This is a genomic window from Thermoprotei archaeon (assembly GCA_038881895.1).
Taxonomy (GTDB): domain Archaea; phylum Thermoproteota; class Thermoprotei; order Gearchaeales; family WAQG01; genus JAVZOV01.
In genome coordinates, this window is record JAVZOV010000005.1 from 61,631 (window position 1) to 85,284 (window position 23,654).

Below are 23,654 nucleotides of genomic sequence, written 5' to 3' on the forward strand. Positions count from 1 at the left end.
CTATGGTAAAGGATAAAGAGATGAGTTTACTAGAGCACTTAGAAGAACTTAGACAGAGGCTTAAAGTGATTATTACATCTCTCATAATCTCAACAGTTGTTTTTCTTGTATTTCCTGCGAATCCTTATGACCTATTAAATCCAGAGACTTGGGTGAGTGGATTATATAAGCCATTAATAGGCGAGATCTTAATTCAGATTAGGAATTATGTTGCGCCAGCTGATTTAAAAATCATAAGCTTGGGCGTAGGAGCACCGTTAGAGATATACCTCTTGGCATCATTACTATTCGGTTTTATTGTAACTTCTCCGATAATAGGTTATGAAATATATAAGTACATTGATCCAGCACTATATCCTCATGAAAGACAGGCAGTATATCCATTCGTAACAGCTTTTACAGTATTATTTATAGCGGGAGCACTATTTGGATTCTTTGTACTAGCTCCTTTTGTGATTTGGACTGTAATACCATTTTCACAATTTGTTGGATCTGAGCCGGTATTGTCAGTATCCGATTTTTATTCGGTTATATTTGTTACAATAGCATTTAGTGGAATAGGGTTCACATTCCCAGCGATATTTGTTCTTTTAGTGAGATTAGGGATAACAAATACGTCAATAATAACAAAAAATAGAAGATATTTTTATGCTGCGTTGTACATAATTACAGCAATAATTACTCCAGATGGTGGTCCATTAGCGGATTTAGCGTTATTTATTCCAATGGCAGTTATGATGGAAATCACTGTTCATATAGCTAAGAAGTATGAAAAACAACAAGCAGTGAGTATAGAAGAACCAATGAAAAGTGGAAAATCATGTAAGTTTTGTGGATACTTGCTAAAAAATAATGAAATATTTTGTCCTAAATGTGGTAGATCTCAAATTTAGCTTACTGGGCACGCTATCCATCCGCAATCTAAACATTTTATGCAATCATCCTCGTAAATGAGGCGTTTACTTCCGCATTCTGGACACATTTCGATCTTTTCTTTTTCTTTTGGTTTAGGTTCTAGTATGAATGCTGTATCAAGACCTTTTGTTTTTATAACATTCTTTTCAATTTCTGCTCTAACCGAACTCCTAGAGTTCAAAAGGTTTGTAATGTCTATTCCTAGAGATTGCATAAGTTTTAGTGTATTATTCTCTGTCAGTGTTACATATACGCCAGATTTCTGTGATGGTGTTATTAGTACTTGTGCACTTTTAGAGCCGTCCCTGTAGATTGTAATACTTTTTAGGCCAAGCTTATAACTGAATAAATATGCCTTTTCTACATCTTCTATTGTAACCCAGCTTGGCATGTTTATTGTCTTGCTTATGGATGCGCATATCCATATTTTTGCCTCAGCTTCAGCCCTTATATGATCCCACCAAGGTATGTCGTAAGCTACAAGGAATACTTTTCTTATGTCTTCAGGTATTTCATTAATACCTTGTGCTGATCCTCCATTATCGGAGATTTTCTTCAGTATTCTCTCATCGTATAACGCTCTCTCTTTTAATTGCCTTTCGAATTCTATATCTGTATAAAAGAATGCTCCAACTGTGACTCTTTTCTCATAGACTAAAGCAAATTGAGGTTCTATACCGGATGATACATCGAAAATCATGGATATAGAACCTGTGGGGGCAACTGTAGAGACCTCAGCATTTCTAATCCCATACTTGGCTATTTCTTTAGCTAGTTCGTCCCAGTCTAAGGTCCAATACTCTCTATGATAAAATCCATCGAAAGGCATTTCACCATCAACATAACTAGTTTGATTATAAATAGGAAACGGCCCCCTTTCTTTGGCATGCTCTATTGAGGCTTTCATAGCATAGTAAGTGAGGTTTTCAGTAATCCTTCTTATGAATGAAAAGCCTTCTTCACTATTATAAGGTATTTTTAGGGCGAATAATGCGTCTGCTAATCCCATGTAGCCTAAACCGATTTTTCTAGTAAGTTTTGTGGCATCATTTATTTTCTTACTGGGATATTTATTCACGTCTATAATATTATCTAAGAAGTGTGCAGCAACTTTTACTGCCTCTCTAAACTTTTCCCAATTAAAAACACCCTTATCATCCCTAAAATCAATAAAAGCGTATAAGTTTATAGAACCCAAATTACATGATTCATAAGGATATAATGGTTCTTCACCGCATGGATTAGTGCACCTTACATAACCCAATGCTTTTTTAAATACGTTTCTCTTATTTATGTTATCAAAGAATATTACACCTGGATCGCCAGTTTTCCATGCCATTTCTGCAATCATGTGGAATATCTTTTTAGGATCGACCTCTTTCCATACTTTTCCATCCCTTGGATTCCTAAGAGGATATGGTTTGCCAGATTCATAGTATTCCCAAAAATCTGGGGTTATCATTACAGAAATATTGTAGTTCACGAATGCTGTCTCACTTATTTTGGAGGTAATAAATTTCTCGATATCCGGATGCCATATTTCAAGAATTCCCATGTTCGCTCCACGGCGCTTTCCACCTTGCTTTATTACATCTGTTACTGTATCAATAATTCTCATGAAACTTACAGGACCTGATGCAACGCCTCTTGTTGAAAAAACTATATCACCTTCAGGCCTTAATTTAGAAAAATTAACACCAACACCACCACCTGATTTAAATATTATCGCTGCATCTTTTGCAGTATCCATTATCGATTCTATATCATCATTTATATCTAATACAAAACATGCAGAGAGTTGCCCAAGTCTAGCACCAGCGTTAAAGAGAGTTGGTGAGTTTGGCAAGAACTTCTTCTCAATCATGAGATTATAGTACTTAAGGTAGTTATCATAGTATTTATCAAATTCTCCTTTTAAAAGCATGTCCCAAAACTGAGACCATGAAACTTTCATTTTACCCTGTGTATTTAACTCATCATATAAGGATTTCATGCGTTCTAAATGATACTCATTCCATGTTATCATATATCCTGATGTGTTTTTCCCTAAACCAATCTTATGTTTCCACATCACAGGATTAAATTCTTCAAAAGCATGGATTGGCTGTTTACCATTTTTATCAAATATTTTCTCGTCATAAAGTATATCAGGTATCACTACCAAAGCAGCAACACGCTGAAACATTTGTTTAGGACCTTCAATCAATTTTCCATTCTCATCACGCAGTAAGTATCGTGATGCGAGAAGTCTTATTGCATTAAGGCTAAGACTCTTATCGACTTCATCTATATAATCTCTCTCGAGTAAAAGCATCTTCTCCTTCCTAATATTTTCTCTTTCCTTTCTATAGAGAATGTATGCCTTCGCAACCTCATAAAGACCATGCTTAACTAAAGCAAGTTCAACGATATCTTGAATTTCTTCAACATGTGGGTATACTCCACTCTCGCCAAAACGTTCATCAATCATGCGTAATACATATAAAACCACACTATGAAGTGTAGTCTCATCATACTTTCTAACACTAACCATTGCTTTCTTGATAGCATTCTCAATCCTAGATGGATCGAAATCAACAACTCTACCATCTCTCTTTACAACCTTTGTTACTCTCAGTTGCACTGCCATACAAACCCTCCAACTAGAACTAATACTCAGAGACTTATAAAAAGATATTTTACATACCTAATTTTCTAACATTTATGTTTTCACATGGAATATTTCAAAAAAATTCGTAAAAATGTTTAACTGAACCATTCAGAAGTAGGATCTACAAATAATAATATTTTCACTGTAAACAATTTTATATTGCGAGTATAAATTTTGATGTCTGTATATCGAAAATACAACACATTAGGGGTCTTTTTAGAGTTTAAAAAGACATACTTAAGATTTTTATGCTGATAAGAATTATCTTATGTGAACATGTCGATTCAAATATATAGATGCGCAAACTGTAATGGTCCTTTAGAGATCACACCTGAAACAATAGTTTCTGTTTGCGAATATTGCGGATATCCTAATTGGATTAATACTTCAGTAAAGACTGAAATAATGATCGTGCCATCAAAAAGTCGGGATGACATTATTAACGCTTTTCTAAACAGAGTAAACCGTGATTTCGATTTGAGTCATATTAAAAGTGAAATCTCAATCAAAGACGTACAAGGTTTCTATATACCTTATTGGATAGTTGAGATAGAAACGAAGGCACATTACGAGGGTTATAAAGTAGAAGTGAGAACAGGAGCGAGGGGTAGTATTGAAACAAGAAAGGTACATACTAGTGGAGAATTTTCTTTTACAAAAATTTATGGTCTACTAGCAAGAAGAGCGGTGGAAGATCTAGCAGTTGAAAATCTGGCACAACATTATATTAAGAGTGATGCTGTGAATGAGATGAAGTTAGATCAGGTCGATTGGTCCAAAATTAAACTGAAGGTACTAAGTGGAGAGTATGATGAAAAAACTGCTATAGTAGAAGCTAAAGAAAGGGCTTTCAATGAAGCCGAAAAGAAATCACAAGAAAAAGTTACTGAACTGACACGATTTATTTGTTACACAAATATTAAAAATGATCTTAAACCTAAACTTATACTCTTGCCATATTGGCTTCTTACATACAGTTATAAGAATAGTATTTTTAGATTCGTGGCATCTGGATGGGATGCTGAACCATTAGAGACTAGCGAACCTGTTCTTATTTACAGAAGAATTGTTTATTTACTTGGAATCTTTTGTGGAATCGCCATATCGAGTCTAACAGCACCAATAGTAATTCATAATCCAATAGCAGGGATACTGGGGATAGTTTTTGGTAGCGCGTTAACTTTCAAATCAAGTGGGATATTTGTGTCAGATGTTAGATTAGAAAGAGGATGAGAATTGATGACCATGTGTCCATACTGTAAAGCTGAATTTGATGCCCCGCTTGATACAGAATACATTACGTGCCCATACTGTGGAACAGTTTTCCAAATTAAAACTGGAAATATAAAAGCTGAAAATCACTTTTTCTATCCAATAAACATCGATTCAACATTATCATTTAAGAATCTTATATCGTTCCTTACACGCCAGTATGGTGCACCTAAGGATATAAATAACGCATCTATCACAAAACGCACATTACACTATTTACCACTTCATCTATACGAAGGTAGAGGATATGCGAAATGTCCTAATGGTAGTGAAACATACTATGAAACACAGGAAGCTTACCTTGCACTAGTTAACCCTCCAATACCAATTTACCATGAATACAGATTTCCAGTCAGGGGAAAGATATACTTTAAACCTAACATACTTGAATATGGAAAATATTATAATCCAGAAATATCAGATGATGGCTTTAAATCATTAGTTGAAAGCTCCGTTTATAACAAAATTTCAAGAGAGATCATACTATCATGTCAAAATCCCCAAATTAATGTAACTGTAAACTATCAAGGTTTAATACATTATCCATTCTGGGAATTCACATACCAATACAACAATGAATTATATAAAGGAATAGTAGACGCAGTGGATGGAATAGTTGTTTATGCTGAGTATCCGCAAGAACTTGGTCACAGAAGAATCTTCGCAACAATAGGAATAATCTCCATAATTACAGGTCTAACACTTGGTACCATAAGTGGGCTTATCATAGGAAATCTACTCTTAGGAATAATAGGTGGTCTTATAAGTGGTGTAATAGGTGGTTTGAGATTACTATCGCGATCTGCAAGACATAGAATTAAGACAACACAATTAAAAGAACGAATGGGGACAACAAATAAAGAGGAGCTGAGAGAATTAGTACATGATTTAGGAGAAATGATAACACGAAGCGTAAACCTTACTTCTAAATCATAATAAAGCTTTTAGGCTTAACACCTGTCTATGACGGTGGCACCTATAAAGGAGCGTGTAATTCTTGAGACCTTGGAAAAAACTCACTCTTCAGTACAAGGGGAATTACGCTAAAAAATAGGATAGAGCAATAATGTACATACCACCTATTATCTTTTATCTAAGAACGAATTCAACGCAAGATAAGGCATGGGAATTTTATAATAAAGGATTAAGTAATATTATTGTGCTAGCGAGCGAACAGTCCATGGGACGGGGAAGGTATGGGAGAAGATGGTTTTCGCCTAAAGGTGGATTGTGGTTCTCTTATTTAAAAACTGTTAATGTTCAACCTGAATTATTAGACCTTATTTCAATTGCGTGCGGTGTTGCTGTAGCACTCACATTAAGAGATCTAGGTTTAAACGCTCTTATAAAATGGCCAAATGATATAATTGTTAATGATAAAAAAATTGCTGGAATATTAATTAATACAAAGATCATGGAGAATAAAATAGTAGTATTAGTGATTGGTGTGGGCTTAAACCTGAATGTTTATATTAATGCGTTTCCTAAAGAACTAAGAGAACAAATAACCACAGTCTTAAACGAGATTAATCGTTATACTGATGAAATTAAAACTTTAATCTTAATACTCCAAAAAATAGATGAATTTCTCGATAATATAATATTAAATAAAACACTCATTCATAAATATGCAAAAGAACTAAATTATTTAAAAAATAAACCTATCAAGGCCTTATTAATGGGCAACAAAATAATCGAAGATATAGTTAAGGATATCGATGAGTCTGGTAAACTTGTGACTACTAAAGGTTTAACATTGAGTATTCATGATGTGTTACAGTTATATTAATACACTTTAACACAGTCGGCGGGGAGTCTCCATCCGTAGGGGTGGGGATGAAGGCCGATAAGCTTATATTTTTTCTCGTTGTATTTATCATTGCTTGGTTGGCAGACCTAGTAGGCATGGGACAGGCCGAAAGAGACGCCTGCTGAGGGCAAGACCTCCGTAACCCACCTTCCACACGGGATTCCCGAAACGGTCTCACCTGCCGAGACCTCCGCTGTGGGTGTGGAGATCGAGTCTGTCCGTGGAAGCAGGAAGCCACCTGCGAAAGCTGGTGGTAGTTCACTCTCAAAATTGCTTAAAGACAGAACAGCTAATTCAAGTTTTTCTCATTTTTGCTATGGAGAAACCAGGTGTATCATCGATATGAGGTTGAAAACGTTGTATACTTTTTCCAAAATCATAGTTGCTTAAGGAGCTCCTAGAAGCTATGAATAATTTTTGTTCTATGGGTTCAAATGGTAACTTGTTTGTTGCTTCAGACATGATCTCTTCAACTTCATGTGGAGTAATAGTACATACGCTGAACACAACTATGCCGCCTCTTTTTAAAACTTTAGATGCAGCCTTCAGAAACTGAATTTGATACTGTTGATAATCTAAAATTTTCCTAAGTGTGATATCAGATGCAAGCTTTGGGCGAACACCTAAAGCAGAACATGGTGGATCTATTATAATTTTATCAGCTTGAAGATCTGGCATTTCTAAATCGAGGTATCTTGTATCCATTACTCTAATGTTAACATTTTTAATATTTAACCTTTCCAATGTTTCTTTAAGAATACGAACTTTTCTTTCAGAGCGATCAAAACCATAAATGCGACCATTCATATTCATAAGAAATGCTATGTAACTTAATTTGCCACCAGGTGCAGCACACATATCTATGACAGTTTCTCTAGGTTGTGGATCTAGTTCTTTAACAGCAACCATAGAGGGTAGTGACTGTGGATAGATAAGACCCCTATTGAAACTTTCTAACTCTCTTATAGGTGGTATCTTATAAAACGTGTGTGTAACATTAACTGCTATTCCCTTGCGAATGTCCATCTGATTAAACTCATCGCTACTTATTTTTGACTTACCAATTCCTATAAGAGCACCAAATGGATCTAAAACAGCCACGAGATCATCCTTTCTTACGTTAATCATTTTCAAAACCCCTGGAATGTAGAGATTAGCACCTTCAATTACACTCTCTGAGGCAAATTTATCTGCTATCACAACTCCGTTGAAATCTGGTAATTTATCATAATCTATGTATTGAACATCTATATAAACTGCCTCATTGATATATGGATACTTTTTTACTATCAGTCCCTCTTTTTCTAACTTATCTATAACATAATCAACATCAATTGAAGCGATTCTAAGAAAATATCGTTTCGCTGGCTTAGTTACTGAGTAGAGCGCATCTAACCAATCATCACCATATGCTATTTTAAATACATCAAGAACATCAGATGAAAATCTCTCTTTTAAATCTTCAAGTATTAGCTTATTAACCATTTTTATATTTTTAAGTTCCATTTCGTATCACGCTTATCCGTTTTTTAATAGGTTTTAGTTCAGTCCCACATATTTCACAGTAATTTTTCTCATAAGTGTAATAAGTTTTACATGCAGGACAACGTTTTGACCACTTCCATACTTCTCTAATCCCTCTAAATCCTATACTAGCAAATTTTATACCAAAAAATGCCAACATATTTTGTATAGCATAGTCATTAGTGAACACGATAGTTGAATCACGATCCAATTCGAGTGCAAGTGCTATCACCTCTAAATCAGTCTTTGTTATGCCTTTACCTCCAAGTTTTTTATGAGCATTCTTAACCTTATTAATACTTTCATCAGAAGGTTCAACGATCTTTATAAGACTACTAGAGACTAAAGCGTTGACCATTTCCATGCTCCATTTATTTCTTATTTCATTGACAACACCTGGTGTAGTATAAATTATCACATCTTTTTTCGCAATCCTACCTGCCAAGCCCATTAAAAATGCGGGAGTATCGAAAACAAAAATCATGATAATCACTAGATCTCTGTGATCATCCTCTTTCTGACCTTATCATAAAATCTGTTAAATCGTATAAATCGCACTCTATTTTCAGAACCAGATATCTCTATATTTGTATGCGCCTGTATTTCGCTAACAATCATACCATCGACTATTAGTAATAAACCTTTCGGAGATGTTATTCTGAGATGTGAATTTGTAGACAAAATAAGTGTTCTAAACCCCCATAACAGAGGATTCATAACATCAACAATCATCACATCTAATTCTGGATCAACAATAGGGCCTCCACGCGAAGCATTATATGCGGTTGATCCCAAACTTGTTGAAACAAGAACACCATCACATCGACCTCTATATATCAGATCATTATCCTTCTTTACGGTCATCTCAACAGTCTTTCCTAATCTACTTGGTGTGATAAGGACATCATTTAATGCATTGTAACGCCCACCATGCCATGTAACTGAAAGAAGTCTTCTCTCCTCAATATTATAATTTTTTGCCTCAAGTTTGACGAGAACTTCCCAGAATTCTTCTGGAGTGACCTCACATAAAAATCCAACATGACCATACTTTACACCTAACAATAATGCTTTAATGTCAGCCTCTAACAATTCGTGTGCACGCTCTAACAGTGTTCCATCACCACCAACTGAGACGAAGATATCAATATCCTTCATTCCTGATGCTGGAGCATGTTTTAGGTTGAGATGATTTAGATATTGGTAAATTCTCTCATCAATGATGACTTCATGACCTTGTGCACTAATTTCAAAGCATATCTCTCTTGCAACTGCCATGGCCTTCATATCATCAAGTCTACTGGATACACCAAATCTCAATTTTTCCCCCATATTTAAAGAGACTAAGTACAAAATAAACTAATCCATTAACAATTTCGTATTTAACATAATACCTAGCAATTTTTATATTCATTTATAGTAAACATTATTTTTTATTAAAGTTTATATTATGAACATTTATTTTAAGGAATTAAACCATTCACAAGATAACAATAAATACATTTTTTAAGTTAAAGAATATGGATGAAAATGGACGATAAAGATAAAATAATAATAGAGATGCTAATGAAAAATGCACGTATTTCATTAGCTGAAATAGCTGAAGCATTAAAAATAAGCGATGTGGCAGTTAGTAAACGAATAAAAAAGCTTGAAGAAAATGGTATAATTAAAGGATACACCGCGATAGTTAATCACATAAAACTTGGATATTCAAGTGCTGCAATAGTAGGTATTGATGTAGAACCTGAGAGATTACTTGAAGTGTCAAGATTACTTAAAGAGAAAAATTATGTGCGTTATTTAGCATTAACAACTGGTGATCACATGTTAATTTTGCAGGTTTTGTCCAGAAATAATTACGATTTAACTAACATTCTAAAAGATATAGCAAGTACTAGCGGTGTAAAAAGTGTGCGACCAGCAATCGTGTTAGATACTATAAAAGGAATATTAGATGGTTAATAAATGCATATGTTTTTAAGCCTTCTAGATGCTGAACTTACGAAACACTAGTAGTCAACACAAACCCTAAAATAGATGTGAGCTACTCCTCGACTAAAGTTGGGAGCTTCCAGCGTTTGAGATGAGCTTTACGCTAACTCATCTGCTGGTTTGCATGGTTCACAACTCCCCCATCCCATAGAGCTCTAATCTATGGGCTATGTTTATACATGCGTTTTGTATGAGAACAAATTTAGTGAGCTAACATTATGTTTAAACTTTGCCCATTCATCCCAGCAAAACTCTAGGCTTTCTGGACGCTCATCTATACACTCACTAATCATTCATAGTAGGAATAGTTAGTTTAATTGTTTTTCTAAGAACAAAGTTATATACCTTAAAATTTTTTTATTATATAGAGGCGTTCAAGGATGCGGTTAGGAAGGCATGAGCTGGGAACTGCTCATCAGAGAATAAAAGTAGGGGATGTAATGAGTGTAAAACCCATCATTGTTGATCCAACAACTCCTATAAAACAAGTTGCTGAAATAATGGCTAAGAAAAATATAGGTGCATTAATCATTGTTGAGGATGAAAAACCAATTGGAGTAGTAACGGAACGTGATATTGTAACTAGAGTAATAGCTAAAGGTCTTGATCCGGAAAAAACAATCGTGCGTGAAATTATGAGCCAACCTCTAATTACTGTTACACCTGACACAGATTTAAGTGAGGCAATGCGAATGATGTCAAAGTTAAAAATTAGAAGACTCGTGGTTATAAACGATGGAAAATTAGTGGGCATGGTAACAGAAACTGATATACTATCAGTAGCACCAGAGTTGATAGATTTACTTTACGAAACATCACGCACTATAGCTCCCATATATTCTATTGAAACGTTCTCAGGTTATTGTGATATGTGTAATAGATGGACAGATAATCTAATTGAAGTTGACGGAATGTTTCTTTGCGAAGAATGTAGAAAAGAATACTTAAAACAAGAAGAAGAATAAATTTTAAGTGGTTTCGTTATGATAATGGTGAAAGAGCTATACGATAACATGGTTCGTCCAATTAATGCAGACGAATTAGCAACAAAAGCTAGAGCAACGATGCGAAGCAGAAAGGTTAGGCTGCTTCCAGTGGTTGATGAAGAGAATAAACTGGTTGGAGTTATATATAGAAGCACATTATTGGGGTTAGCTTCAACAAGATCTACACTCTTAGTTCGTGATATAATGTCCTTACCTAAAGTAATCGCTTATCCAGAGGATAATGCAGAAGAAGTTACAAAAAGAATGTTAAAAGTTGATGAATGGTATGCGCCAGTCGTCAAATCTAAGACTGACATGACTTATATAGGAATATTTGGTCTTGAGCATATGATTGAAGAATACTTGCGGCGAGGTGGTCCAAAGTTAGAAATCAGATTAGAACAAATAATGAAAACTGACCTAGTTACAGTAAAGCCGACCGATCCAATTTCAGTAGTGTGGAGAAAAATGATAGAAAAATCATATGCGGGAATACCGGTCGTCGATGATAAAATGCATTTCGTTGGTCTTGTGACACAACTTGATTTACTTCTCTCCCGAGCTCCAGCACTAAATCTTTTCTTAGAAAGAATTCCAGCAAGCAGTGCGCCTGAAGTGTCAAGAGTAATGAACCGAAACGTTATTATTGCTAAACCCTATACAACTTTAGGAGAGGCCGCATATACCATGTTAAGACTTGAAATAGGACGTTTACCAGTCGCTGATGATGCAGGAATACTTATAGGCATGGTAGATAGAGAGGACATAGTGCGCGCACTCATGGAGTGAGGAAGAATGTCCAACATTCCTATCAGAAAACGTGAGAATCCCAGATTCCTTATGAAAGGTGCTCCTAGCTCATTTCCAACAAAGTCCGCATCAAATAGAAATGAAATCTTATTAGTTGCTCTACAAAACTTTCCAACAGTAACATCATCCACGCCTGTAAAAATCGTTATAGATAACATAGCAGGAAGTGATATACGCAGGTTACCAGTAATTAATCCTGGTAATGAAATATTAAAAGGATCAATCCCGATGATGAACATTATAGATTTCCTAAACGGAGAAAGATCTAACATTATTAAATCGAAGCATAATGGTAACTTATTTAAAGCACTTATGGAACCAGCAGGGATACTCATCGAAAGCAAAACAATCACTGCAACACTAGATACTAGAATCGATGATGCTATAGCTCTTATGGCCAAGACTGGAATAGGAACACTTATAATAGTTGACAATAAAAATCGTGTACGCTGTATACTTACGGAGAAAATTGTACTAAAGATGCTAGCAGGAAAGCTCACGTCAGTACTAGTAAACGACATAATGACAAAGAACCCCATAACCACCACATCAAATGCGACGGTTGGAGAAGCACTTTCAACAATGTTAAAAAAAGGGTTCAGAAGGCTACCAGTTATTGAGGAAGGAAAATTAGTTGGTATTTTCACGGGCATGGGATTATTAAGATATCTGAAAGGAAGTGGAATTTACACTTTAGTCAAGTCCGGCAATATTAATGACTTACTCTCAATAAAGATCGATGCATTAATGGTAAAAAATCCGATAACAATCACTCCTGATAAAACAACAACCGAGGCAGCTAAAATAATGATCGAGAAAGGTGTTGGAAGTTTACCCGTTATAGAGGATGGAATACTTAAAGGAATTCTAACCGAGAGAGACTTTTTAAAGATGTTAGCACAAAAGTAACATAGGTGAGAGGTTCGTGTTTAACAAAATCCAAGCAATGCGCTATGCCTCTACAGAGGTATACGTAGTAACATGGAACGATACGTTAGCATATGCTCGTAATCTAATGATGAGATACAATATCTCAAGACTTGTAGTGGTAGAGGATAAAAAACCAGTTGGAATGGTTAGTCAACGTGACCTACTCTCAGCAATTAGCAGACTTGACAGTGATTTTGAAGGACGAAATCTAGATGAAATATTAATAAAAGATATTGCATCAAGAGACCTTAAAACATTAGATACGAACGCAAGCATAAAAGATGCATGCAAGCTCATGAATGGACAAAACATTGGAAGTGTAGTACTCACAGACAAGGATAAAAACTTGGCAGGAATATTTACTAAAACAGATGCTGTAAAAGCTTTTACAGATTATGGATCAGGAAAGTGGAAGGTCATGAATATAATGGAAAAAATTGCAACAACTATAAACAGATTCCAAAGTCTAAAAAAAGCAATAGACTTATTCGTGCATGACAAGGCAGATATAGTAATAGTCACTGATAATAAGGTTCCAGTCGGTGTAATAAGTTTAAAAAATATTCTAACCTATAGGATAGATTTATTATTTAAATCCAAATCAGTAAAATACACAAGAGCAAAAGGAGGAATAGAAGAAAGTAGCTTTACAGAAGTGGGTGGAAAAATCAAACAACAACCATTAGTAGAGGATCTAATGACTCCACTAAAAAATGCGGCAGGCGAAAATGATGATTTAGTAAAAGCTGCATCACTTATGCTCAAATTTGGCGTAAGTGGTATGCCTGTTGTTGACAATTTAGGAACACTAGTAGGTATTGTCACAAAAACTAATATTATTAGTCTGATATCAAAAGCATAGGGTGGAAAAATTCGCTGAAATAAAATTTTTAACCGATGGCATGCTTGGCAAATTAACAAGATTTTTACGCATACTAGGCTTTGATACAATATACTTTAGAGGTACGAATGATAATGAATTGTTGACAATCTCACAAAAAGATAACAGAATATTGATTACAAGAGATAGAGAACTACATCAACGCGCAATAAAAATGAACATCAAATCTATACTTATTACAGAAACAAGCTTAAAAAACCAACTTTTACAAATAGTCTCAAAACTCAATATTAGCCTAGATTTGGACACTGCCGAAACACGTTGCCCACTATGTAATACAAAATTAGAACACATTTCTAAATACGAAATAAAAAATAAAATCCCAGAAAAAATTTTTGCCTCACATGAAGAATTTTGGATATGCAAAAAATGTAATAAAATATATTGGATGGGTTCCCATTGGAAATCAATAAATAAAACAATTTTAAGTGTTAACTCCTCTCTATCCTCACTTAAATCTTAGACATTAAACAAAAATAGTTCTAAAAAGATAAAAAAATGGTGTTATACTTGCTTGAAGTAATAACTGGTCCCATGTTCTCAGGCAAATCTCTTGAATTAATAAGACGACTAGAGATTGAAAAGCTTTCTGGAAAAAAAGTAAATCTTTTCCGGCCAGAACTAGGACAACATTCTCCTAATAAAGAAACTATTGTTAATGTAATTCTTATCGAAACATCAATATCCGGCATTAGAAAAATAAAGAAAAGAAGTGAGAATTTAGACGTAGTGGGCATTCAACGAGCGCATTTATTTCCTAGATTCCTTGCAGAAGTATGTGATGATTTAGCAAATAATGGTAAGCATGTGATAGTCTCAGGTTTAAACTTGGATTTCAAGGGAGAACCGTTTGAAACGATGATGGAACTAATAGCTAAAGCGGATAAAATTTATTATCTCACTTCTGTTTGTGCAGTCTGTGGGAATGAGGCTACACGTACACAGAGATTAATAGATGGTCTCCCAGCACACTATAATAGTCCACAAATCATGATAGGGGAAAGAGAGCTCTACGAGCCTAGGTGCAGAAAATGTCATATAGTTATAAAGAGAAAATCTGACCTAGCTATGGAATGATAAACTAAATTCACCCCTAGGAAGTCGTGCAATAAGTTCACTAATTAAATTCTTTCTATTTGGAGCCATCTTTAACCCATTTCTCTTAATCTCATAAAAGAATTTTATAATCTGCTTTGCGGCATCCTCTCTTGATATGCCACCAGGTGTTATCTCAACAAACATGTCTGTGAACATTTTTACAGGATCAATAGGACTTACATAAAATTTTGCCCATCCCTCATCAAAGAAGAGTGTTACTGCAAGTTTAAGTGGTATATTACGAATATAATTTCTTTGTCCATAAATCATAAAAGAACCAGGCCTTAAATAAGTTCCTGATGGGGCTTTTTTAGATACTTGCTCAGGATAAACCCAATATGCATCAGCTGACGACAATTTTAAACTCCATGCACGTGAAAAACTCACTACAAATTGACCTGCTTCTTCTATAGTCTTCTGAGATATGTTCTCTCTCATACCTTTAATGAGTACAAACGGAGAGCCATGGATATCAGCATGAACTACTATATCATTACTCTCCATCCTTCTTTTAATTAAGCTTTCATTCTGTGATGCATCCTTACCACCAACAACCAAAAATCCATCTGATGACCTAAAATAATGAAAAGACTCATACCAAGCTGATGAAGGCTTTTTAATCATCATCAGTGAAGGCTGTAATAGAAATTGTTCATTAATTTTATTCATCTCTATTTTAAGTTTTTCAATACTTTCCAAAGTACGTTTAAATTTTCTTTCATATTCCTTAGCAAGATTAAAGATCATTTCTATATTTTTACCGACACTCCAATCAACCCTAATATTTATTTTTAAATCATCTACTACAATCACAAGAGATTTAGATTTCTTATCATATCCTAAAACTTTAAACCCAGAAAATAATTCTTCCAGTTTAGACCTTAAGTTCTCCTCCCATCCTAATTTTCTTATACTATCCAGATAAGAACCAAGATCAGTCATACGTGATTGAATAAGGACAGCTAATGATCTCAAATTTCTTGCTAAATCAAAATAAAGTTTAGCCATTTTTTCTTGCTCAGAAATTGTAGTCAACAGTCTAGATTTCTCTTTCTCAATTTTTCTTGCATACTCTACTTCACTTTCTATAGCAATGAGTGCGTGAGCATACTCATCCACAGCATTATTAAATGTTGGATGAGAGATTATTTTATAATACTTATAAATCTCAAACATGCACGGAGAAACGCTTACAGGTTTTTTATCACTCCACACACTCACAGGGTACTTCACATTCTTACTACAATCATATAATTCTCTAAAAGTACTCAAAATTTTAGTCACGTGATCCAACTCAAGCTTATTAGCAGGAAAATCCTTTACCAAATTACTCCTAAAAACAAGCTCTTCTGCAATTTCACCTGAAAGGCCCAGAAACTTTACGATCGACTGTACAACATTACCTTTCGACGATTTAAAAACTTCCAAAATTTGATCTGCACTAACTTTTAAAGGATCAAACCATTTTTGAACAGGCAACGTATAACTCACACCACGTTTAAGAATTCTCTCCCTAGTCTCTTTAGTTTTATATACTACTGCGATAGTATTATCTGGTTCTGTCAGTATTATGTTCCCATTATCCATGCCTTCTAGATATAACTTACAACCATTATCAAACTCAATCTCTAATAACCTATCAAACGATGGCTGAGAAATAGACTGTAGTTTCAGACCAACTAATTTATTACGAATCATCTTGCACCAATTAGAAATTTCTCTTGGAGGTTCAAAAGAATATGAAGTAATACGTATCCATTTTCCAACATCAACTCTTAAATCATTTTTTTCACCGCTCGATTGACGAAACCTAAATATTACTACATCATTAAAGTGGTAAATATTATCTACATACGAATTCTGCAATACCTTTCTTAACTCCATTGAAAGTGCTAGAACATCCAGAGCATTTAACGAGGATTTCATAAAATACCGCTCCCTAACTTCACAACTCATAATCAATATAAAAGTATTAATTATTCTTTCTATCTTTTTAGAGGCGAGCATTCTTTGAGATCTTGAGTTAAACTCTTTTTTCATCAATAAAGATTTTCATGGTTTTATTATAGATGGAATTTTTGATATTGATTTTTTCTTTAACTTCTTCTCTGTCCTGAATTGCAAGATTTTAATGATCATAGGAAAATATCAGAGTAGTTTTTCTTTTTATTTGGGACTGAAAATTTTGACCGTATAATAACAGTTATAAATAGCCTACATCTTAACATATTTTGGTGTGTATCTTGAGATATTTTTATATCGCAACTAATGAAGAGATACTTTCAGGAAAAGTTACGGACACATATTATCCTAGAGCTCTACAAGTTTTAAAAGTGAAAGGAATTTCACGTAAAAATGTGGTCATGGATGTACACTCTTATAGTACGCCTAAGGATTACTCATGGGGAATTTTTGCAGGTTTGGAGGAAGCATTGCATCTCTTTGAAAATAAACCAGTAGATGTTTACGCTATGGATGAAGGTACAATGTTTAGAGTAATGGAACCTGTTTTTAGTGTGCGCGGACCTTATGAAGAATTCGGTGTTTATGAGCCTACTTTAATAGGAATACTAAGACATTACAGTAGCGTTGCTACTAAAGCTGCCAGATGTAAGAAAGCAGCTGGTGATAGGCAAGTGATCTTTTTTGGCATAAGAGCGGTACACCCTGCCATAGCTCCAATGATTGATAGGGCTGCATTTATTGGCGGTTGTGATGCCGTTTCAGGAATACTCGGCGCTGAGTTGATTAATGAGAAAAGTGTTGGAACAATGCCCCATGAATTAATACTTTTGTTTGAAGATGTCAAAGATGCGTGGAAAGCATTTGATGAAATTGTTGACCCCTCTGTTCCTAGAATTGCTTTGTGTGATACCATGTTCGATGAAAGAACTGAAGTTTGGATGGCTGCCGATACATTAGGTAAAAAGCTCTACGGTATACGTATAGACACTCCAAGATCCAGAAAAGGAGATATAAGGCAGCTTTTAAGTGAGATACGTTGGATTCTTAACATGAAAGGGTTGCATAATACTAAGATCGTGTTAAGTAGTGGTATTGATGAATATCAAATCCAAGCTACGAAAGATCTTGTTGACATTTATGGAATTGGCACTTCTATAGCATTTCCTCCCTCAATCGATTTCGCTTTTGACATTGTAGAAATCAATGGAAAACCATTCTCTAAAAGAGGTAAATTCCCAGGAAGAAAACAAGTTTATCGTTGCCAAGACTGCATGTATGATGAAATACGTCTAGAGTCAGATCAACCACCTGAAAAATGTCCCAGATGCGGTGGAAAAATGGAACCATTATTAAAACCAGTAATAAAGAACGGTAAGCTTGTTAAAGAATTACCATCTGCACGAGATATTAGAAGTTATGTTATTAGACAGTTAGAGAAAATTGAAGGATTTTAATTTAAAAAATATTGTTTTTAAAGTAATTCAATCTCTCTAATATGGAGGGGATTCATTTTACGAATGCCATTACTGCCATTCTCACTTTTAATTGCTTCATAAATACGCCACACTCTCTTAATAGTCACATGTCCAGTATAATAACCGAGCTCCTCTAGTCTCTTAATAACGATCTTCGATAATTCATACGGCTGAAATTCATGATTCATTGTGATTTCATTTATTATACTCTTAAGTACATCGTTAACCGGATATTTCTTGCGAACCATCATCGGCACCTCAGATGTTCTTAACTAATATATAACACTAAAGAAATTTAAAGGTATCTATGAATTTATAAAATAATAATTATTATTTCATAAATTATTATTTTGCGATATTCCAATCCACCAATGCAGAATGTATCATATCAGCTGCGAACGCAGCAAGTATGATAGACATTAGACGAGCTAACGCCACAGTCCCGCTCTTCCTTAATATTTTAACTAGGACGTGCGATACGTTAAGTGTTACATAAGATAACAAACCAGCTATGATTGCTGATAAAAATACTAGATATATTGGATGAAGAGAACTCAATATCAAGAGCGTTGTAATAGTGCCTGGACCAACCAACAACGGTGTAGCCAACGGTACTACTGCAACATCTTCCTCAGACATAGATTTTGTCCTTGAAAAACCCCCTAAAGTATCTATCGCTAGTATCATAAGTATTATACCGCCCCCAAATTTCAAACCCGAAATACTAATGTTTAATATCATAAAAAATGGACCACCAGCTAATGAAAACAACGCCAACAAACCTAAAACTATGACAAAACTTCTTTTGGTTAGAGATTTTCTCTCATTTGGATCCATACTGGATGTAACAGTTATATAAAACGGTACTACGCTTATTGGATTCAAAACCGAATATATTTGAACAGTCATGGCTGTAATCAATAGTACATTTTCTATAATCGACATTCACATCACCTTACCCAATCCATTACCCTTAAACATTTTATCACCAAAATCAATATAACCAAAGAAGATTTAAAATTATCACGATAAAAAGCTAACAAGTTCAGGAGAATGTATCTAAAATTTAAGAATCTTCCTCATAAGACACATCTCTGACATTCTCTCCGTCCTAAAAAGGGCAGGAAGGTTTTCGTTATAACTAAACATCTTCAGATCCGTCAAGAAAACAGAAAGGAAGAAATATATAAATGTTCGGATAGGAAAAATTGGGCCCGTAGTCTAGCATGGATTATGACGCAGGCCTGCGGAGCCTGAGATCCTGGGTTCAAATCCCAGCGGGCCCGCCACACCAGTGCTCTGTGTTTATCTTTAGCTGCATTGTTTACATTTTATAAAACCCATGCATGCAAGGAGAGCATTGACCATTTTGTGTGCCTTTTCTATTTCTTAAGTTTTTGTTTTACTTTATGGATGTGATGTATGATTTATATTCGTTTGCTGTCATAAGTTTTAATGTTTCGTTTGGGTCTGATATTTTGATTTTTGCTATCCATCCTTTTCCATAAGGATCTTTATTAATTAGTTCTGGTGATGTTGTTAGTTCTGTGTTTATGTCGATTATTGTTCCTGAAATAGGTGTGTAAATCTCTTCGGTCGCTTTTACGGATTCTATTGTTCCTATTGTTTCACCTGATTTTATTGTTTTCCCTTTTTCTGGTAATTCTACGTAGATTATATCTCTTAATTTCTTTTGGGCATAGAATGTTATTCCGATGGTTGCTATGTCTTTCTCGATCTTGACCCATTCATGAGTTTTTGAATATCTGTAATTTTCAGGAGTTTCTATATTTTGTGTCATCAGTTTTACCCTCCAATGAATATATTTTCTAAATAGTTATATTTTTATCTGCGCGACTATTTGTGGTAGGTGATGAAGGTTGGGTTTGTTGTTAATCCTATTGCTGGTTTGGGTGGACCGCTAGCTTTTAAGGGTACTACTATGGAGGTTGCTAAAAGAGCGCTTTCAATGGGTATAAGACCGTGGGCTCCTTTGAGGGCTAGAAGGTTTTTGGAGCACTTGAAGTATAAGGTTCATCGTGATATAATGTTCATTACGTGTGGTTCTGATATGGGTGAGAATGAACTTAAAGGTGTTGGTTTTTCTTATGATGTTGTATATAATCCTCAAGAACCGTCCACCCGTTATGATACTATTAATGGTGTAAGAGCATTTGATGCTTTTGGCGTTGATGTGATAGTTTTTGTTGGTGGTGATGGCACGGCTAAGGATGTGTATGAGGCTGTTGATACTCGTGCTATAGTGATTGGTGTTCCGGCTGGTGTTAAGATGTTTAGTGGCGTTTTTGCAATTAGTCCTGAGGGGGCTGCGAATATTCTCGCTGATTATATTAATGGTTTAGGTAATGTAGAGATGGGGGAGGTCTTAGATATAGATGAGGGAAAGTATAGGGGTGGTGAATTAAAGATTTCATTGATTGGGTATATGCGTACGGTCCGTTCTTATCTTATTCAGGGGTCAAAAGTTCCTACTTATCAGGATGAGTACGAGGAGCAGGTTTCTATTGCTAAGTGGTTTAGTGAGAATATTGATGAGAATGCTTTTTACATTATGGGTCCTGGTTCTACTACCAAAGTTATTGCAGATCATTTAGGTCTTCCTAAAACTTTGCTCGGTGTTGATGTTTATCATGGTAGGAGGATTGTTATGCTTGATGCTGATGCTGAGTTTCTTAGAATTTTTATTAGAAAGAATTTGGGTTCTAGAATTTTTATTGTCGTTTCACCAACAGGTTCACAGGGATTTATTTTTGGGAGGGGTAATGTTCAGATTCCTTCTGATGTGATAAAGGCTGTTGGTAAGGAAAATATAATTATTGTGGCTACTAAGAGTAAGATTTTGAGAACGAAGATGTTTTATATTGATACTGGAGATGTTGGTGTTGATCTGTATCTCAGTGGATACATGAGAGTAATTTCAGGATATAATGAGGAAACTGTTATTAAGGTGAGAAATGGTTATAAGTATGAGTAAATATAATGGGTGTGAACCTCCATGTCTATCAGAAGGATCAGGGAGAAATTTAGAGGTTTATTTTCGACTGTCTCTAAGAGATTAGGGAGTGTTCCTCGACCCAGTGGTCATGCAGTGCTTATATTTGTAATTCTAACGTTACTGTATATCGTAGCGTTTATGTTAAGAGTCACTCCAGCTCAGTATGGTGTTTACCTGAATGAGTATGATCCTTATATACATTATTATCAAGCGCAATGGATTTATGAGAGGGGGTTGAAAGGATTTTATGATTGGTTTACCTGGAGTAATGATACACTATTTTGGTATCCTGCTGGTAGGAGTTTTGGTAGCACTGCTCAACCAGGAGTGCCTTTTACTGGTGCATTTATTTATATGGTAATAACTAGTCTCGGTTTTCATCCTAGTATGTTATCTGTTGTCACGTTAATTCCTGTGGTCTTTAGCTCTTTTACTGTAGTTGCATTGTATCTTTTAGGTCGAGAGGTTCATAGTGATGGTGCAGGTATTGTTGCAGGCCTTGTTTATGCTGTTGCTCCGTCAGTAATACAGAGAAGCACTTATGGATTTTTTGACAATGATCCTATTGCTTCACCGTTCATAATATTATCATTTTACTTCTTTATAAGAGCATACAAGAGAGGTTCGTTAGTGAATGCTATTGTAGCTGGTATTTTAATTGGGTATGTAACATTTATATGGGGAGCTTATATATATGTTGTTAATCTTCCAGGACTTTTCGTTATCGTAGCAATGATATTGGGCAAGTATACCAGAAAGCTTGGATATTCATACTTGGTTACAATGGGTCTTGGGTTATTGGCAGTAGAACAGATTCCTAGGACTAGTATTTTCCTTAAGTCTGGCGTTTCTGTGATCACGTGGGTTGCTATAGCAATGGTTATTATTTATGAACTAGTCTACAGAACTGAAATTATGACACGAAGGACAATACTGAAAATAACCACTGTAGGCGTTATTGTGTTTGGCATAACACTTGCATTACAAAGTTTTGGTGTAATAGGTCCTATAGCAGGTAAACTTATGGTTGCACTGAACCCATTTTATCGTGAGGCCGCAACACCGCTTACAGCATGGTTTGAATCGGTAGGTGAGCACGTCACTGCAACTTGGTACACATTTTTCCTGGATCTTAACGTATTAGTGTTCTTTGTACCTCTTGGTTTTTATATAATGTTACGACGTGGTTCTTTGGATGACATTTTCATGTTTGTTTTTGGGATAAGCGCAATGCATGTTGCGAGCTCCATGGTGCGTCTCACGATGTTCAGTGTGCCTGCGATGGCTGTTGTAGGTGGTGTAGGATTTTCAGCTACCGTGTCGAGTTATTTCAATATGATGTCTAAACCAGTCATTAGGAAGAGGAGTAAGTTGCCTGAGTTTGATAGATCGATAATAGGTATTATAATAATTTCTCTGATGGTTATACTTATCTTATCTACTGCGGTTACACCATATACGTTTGCGTCTTCTAATCAACCTCAAGCGATAGTTGCTGCTGAAGGAGGAAGTTTTGATACTGATTGGCTTGCTGCATTAGCATGGATGAAAGCTAACTTACCTAGAAATTCTGTGATAGCTTCATGGTGGGACTATGGTTATTGGATTACAGTGAATACTGGTTTTTCAACGTTAGCGGATAACGCTAACATGAACTTTACTCAAGTGCAGCAAATTGCTATAGCATATATGAGTAATGAAACTGTTGCGCTTCGAATATTTAAACGTTATCATGTTAATTATGTTGTGGTGTTTGAGCGTTTCTTTGATTTAGGTAATATTAACCCGCAGTACCGAGGTATTTTCATACCATTATCTGGCGATTTCGAAAAGAGTTATTGGATGGCTCGCATTGCAGGATATAATGATACCGAAATTAATCAGTACTTCATTAATTATGTTCCGCTTGGGGGTGGAAGATCAATACCTCTACCCACCGGTTCAAAAGCAGATAATGTCACGTTATATAGGTTATTATTTAATAGAATACCTGGTGTTAGAGAGATGTATTATAACGTAAATATTCCACAGCCAACTAATTTTAAGTTGGTTTATGCATCATCACCGAACGGATATGTGCTTGTGTACAAAGTTATATACAGTAATAATAATTAAATTTTTTGATTTATTTTGATTTCTATTCCTTTTCGTTGTATTATTGAATAGTATTTAATTATGTTATATTTATCGTTTGGTGAAAATTTTAATGGGTGTGGTGTTTTTAATTCTACTGAGTTGCAGTTGGGGCATTTGTTCGATATTGTGTATTGTCCGCACTTCATGCATTTGAGTATTTTGTTCTTCATA

Annotated in this window: 23 protein-coding genes and 1 tRNA gene; 15 read left to right on the forward strand and 9 right to left on the reverse strand. The window is 35.1% G+C overall.

All coding sequences use genetic code 11. The annotated features are described in order from the left end of the window. Positions 1 to 2 precede the first annotated feature (2 nt). Complete coding sequence (locus QW128_08605) at positions 3 to 893, forward strand: twin-arginine translocase subunit TatC (GenBank protein MEM3833625.1); 891 nt, start codon at positions 3 to 5, stop codon at positions 891 to 893. Here QW128_08605 and QW128_08610 read toward each other — a convergent pair. Further along, positions 890 to 3,544 carry an adenosylcobalamin-dependent ribonucleoside-diphosphate reductase gene (locus QW128_08610; GenBank protein ID MEM3833626.1) on the reverse strand — a complete coding sequence of 885 codons (2,655 nt, stop codon included), beginning with the start codon at positions 3,542 to 3,544 and terminating at the stop codon, positions 890 to 892. The genes QW128_08605 and QW128_08610 overlap by 4 nt on opposite strands. Positions 3,545 to 3,841: 297 nt before the next feature. On the opposite strand from QW128_08610, the gene QW128_08615 reads away from it, so the two are divergent. From QW128_08615 to QW128_08625, 3 genes are all read left to right on the forward strand, one after another. Continuing rightward, the gene (locus QW128_08615; GenBank protein ID MEM3833627.1) at positions 3,842 to 4,798 is read left to right on the forward strand and encodes a hypothetical protein; all 957 of its coding nucleotides are present in this window, start codon (positions 3,842 to 3,844) and stop codon (positions 4,796 to 4,798) included. Between the two features lie 6 nt (positions 4,799 to 4,804). After that, the gene (locus QW128_08620; GenBank protein ID MEM3833628.1) at positions 4,805 to 5,773 is read left to right on the forward strand and encodes a zinc ribbon domain-containing protein; all 969 of its coding nucleotides are present in this window, start codon (positions 4,805 to 4,807) and stop codon (positions 5,771 to 5,773) included. Positions 5,774 to 5,903: 130 nt separating this feature from the next. Then, positions 5,904 to 6,626, forward strand: a complete 723-nt coding sequence (locus tag QW128_08625) for a biotin--[acetyl-CoA-carboxylase] ligase (protein ID MEM3833629.1) — start codon at positions 5,904 to 5,906, stop codon at positions 6,624 to 6,626. 315 nt (positions 6,627 to 6,941) lie between these two features. Here the strand turns inward: QW128_08625 and QW128_08630 are convergent, their stop codons facing one another. The 3 genes from QW128_08630 to QW128_08640 are packed head-to-tail and all read right to left on the reverse strand — an operon-like array spanning position 6,942 to position 9,491. Further along, positions 6,942 to 8,153 (reverse strand): RsmB/NOP family class I SAM-dependent RNA methyltransferase, encoded by a 1,212-nt coding sequence (locus tag QW128_08630; protein ID MEM3833630.1) that lies wholly within the window; start codon positions 8,151 to 8,153, stop codon positions 6,942 to 6,944. Then, positions 8,143 to 8,655, reverse strand: coding sequence for an NOB1 family endonuclease (locus tag QW128_08635; GenBank protein ID MEM3833631.1), 513 nt, complete (start codon positions 8,653 to 8,655; stop codon positions 8,143 to 8,145). Before QW128_08635 ends, QW128_08630 begins: the two co-directional genes overlap by 11 nt. An 8-nt stretch (positions 8,656 to 8,663) precedes the next feature. Then, the gene (locus QW128_08640; GenBank protein ID MEM3833632.1) at positions 8,664 to 9,491 is read right to left on the reverse strand and encodes an NAD(+)/NADH kinase; all 828 of its coding nucleotides are present in this window, start codon (positions 9,489 to 9,491) and stop codon (positions 8,664 to 8,666) included. Positions 9,492 to 9,695: 204 nt separating this feature from the next. On the opposite strand from QW128_08640, the gene QW128_08645 reads away from it, so the two are divergent. From QW128_08645 to QW128_08675, 7 genes are all read left to right on the forward strand, one after another. Beyond that, positions 9,696 to 10,136 (forward strand): Lrp/AsnC family transcriptional regulator, encoded by a 441-nt coding sequence (locus QW128_08645; GenBank protein MEM3833633.1) that lies wholly within the window; start codon positions 9,696 to 9,698, stop codon positions 10,134 to 10,136. A gap of 410 nt (positions 10,137 to 10,546) precedes the next feature. After that, positions 10,547 to 11,131, forward strand: coding sequence for a CBS domain-containing protein (locus tag QW128_08650; protein MEM3833634.1), 585 nt, complete (start codon positions 10,547 to 10,549; stop codon positions 11,129 to 11,131). Positions 11,132 to 11,155: 24 nt separating this feature from the next. Then, positions 11,156 to 11,941, forward strand: coding sequence for a CBS domain-containing protein (locus tag QW128_08655; protein ID MEM3833635.1), 786 nt, complete (start codon positions 11,156 to 11,158; stop codon positions 11,939 to 11,941). A 6-nt stretch (positions 11,942 to 11,947) separates the two neighbouring features. Then, complete coding sequence (locus QW128_08660) at positions 11,948 to 12,871, forward strand: CBS domain-containing protein (protein ID MEM3833636.1); 924 nt, start codon at positions 11,948 to 11,950, stop codon at positions 12,869 to 12,871. A 16-nt stretch (positions 12,872 to 12,887) separates the two neighbouring features. After that, positions 12,888 to 13,754: a CBS domain-containing protein gene (locus tag QW128_08665; protein ID MEM3833637.1), complete on the forward strand. Its 867-nt coding sequence runs from the start codon at positions 12,888 to 12,890 to the stop codon at positions 13,752 to 13,754. A gap of 1 nt (position 13,755) precedes the next feature. Beyond that, on the forward strand, positions 13,756 to 14,256 hold the full coding sequence (locus QW128_08670; protein ID MEM3833638.1) for a Mut7-C RNAse domain-containing protein: 501 nt from the start codon (positions 13,756 to 13,758) through the stop codon (positions 14,254 to 14,256). Between the two features lie 38 nt (positions 14,257 to 14,294). Beyond that, positions 14,295 to 14,870, forward strand: a complete 576-nt coding sequence (locus QW128_08675) for a thymidine kinase (protein MEM3833639.1) — start codon at positions 14,295 to 14,297, stop codon at positions 14,868 to 14,870. Here the strand turns inward: QW128_08675 and rqcH are convergent. Next, positions 14,856 to 16,817 (reverse strand): ribosome rescue protein RqcH, encoded by a 1,962-nt coding sequence (rqcH, locus tag QW128_08680; protein MEM3833640.1) that lies wholly within the window; start codon positions 16,815 to 16,817, stop codon positions 14,856 to 14,858. The two genes, QW128_08675 and rqcH, sit on opposite strands and share 15 nt — an antisense overlap. A gap of 317 nt (positions 16,818 to 17,134) precedes the next feature. On the opposite strand from rqcH, the gene QW128_08685 reads away from it, so the two are divergent. Further along, on the forward strand, positions 17,135 to 18,310 hold the full coding sequence (locus QW128_08685; protein ID MEM3833641.1) for a nicotinate phosphoribosyltransferase: 1,176 nt from the start codon (positions 17,135 to 17,137) through the stop codon (positions 18,308 to 18,310). 17 nt (positions 18,311 to 18,327) lie between these two features. Here the strand turns inward: QW128_08685 and QW128_08690 are convergent, their stop codons facing one another. Together QW128_08690 and QW128_08695 are read right to left on the reverse strand one after the other, a co-directional pair. Then, positions 18,328 to 18,579: a hypothetical protein gene (locus QW128_08690; GenBank protein ID MEM3833642.1), complete on the reverse strand. Its 252-nt coding sequence runs from the start codon at positions 18,577 to 18,579 to the stop codon at positions 18,328 to 18,330. Positions 18,580 to 18,676: 97 nt separating this feature from the next. Then, positions 18,677 to 19,276, reverse strand: coding sequence for a MarC family protein (locus tag QW128_08695; GenBank protein MEM3833643.1), 600 nt, complete (start codon positions 19,274 to 19,276; stop codon positions 18,677 to 18,679). A 265-nt stretch (positions 19,277 to 19,541) separates the two neighbouring features. Here QW128_08695 and QW128_08700 point away from each other — a divergent pair. After that, a tRNA-Arg gene (locus tag QW128_08700) sits at positions 19,542 to 19,620 on the forward strand. A 113-nt stretch (positions 19,621 to 19,733) separates the two neighbouring features. On the opposite strand, the gene gcvH is transcribed toward QW128_08700, so the two are convergent. Further along, positions 19,734 to 20,132 carry a glycine cleavage system protein GcvH gene (gcvH, locus tag QW128_08705; GenBank protein ID MEM3833644.1) on the reverse strand — a complete coding sequence of 133 codons (399 nt, stop codon included), beginning with the start codon at positions 20,130 to 20,132 and terminating at the stop codon, positions 19,734 to 19,736. A 72-nt stretch (positions 20,133 to 20,204) separates the two neighbouring features. Between gcvH and QW128_08710 the strand changes: the two genes are divergently transcribed. Both QW128_08710 and QW128_08715 read left to right on the forward strand, forming a co-directional pair. Then, positions 20,205 to 21,326 carry an ATP-NAD kinase family protein gene (locus tag QW128_08710; GenBank protein ID MEM3833645.1) on the forward strand — a complete coding sequence of 374 codons (1,122 nt, stop codon included), beginning with the start codon at positions 20,205 to 20,207 and terminating at the stop codon, positions 21,324 to 21,326. 21 nt (positions 21,327 to 21,347) lie between these two features. After that, complete coding sequence (locus tag QW128_08715; protein MEM3833646.1) at positions 21,348 to 23,462, forward strand: STT3 domain-containing protein; 2,115 nt, start codon at positions 21,348 to 21,350, stop codon at positions 23,460 to 23,462. Here the strand turns inward: QW128_08715 and QW128_08720 are convergent. Next, complete coding sequence (locus QW128_08720; protein MEM3833647.1) at positions 23,459 to 23,653, reverse strand: nucleolar RNA-binding Nop10p family protein; 195 nt, start codon at positions 23,651 to 23,653, stop codon at positions 23,459 to 23,461. The two genes, QW128_08715 and QW128_08720, sit on opposite strands and share 4 nt — an antisense overlap. Between the last annotated feature and the right edge of the window lies 1 nt (position 23,654).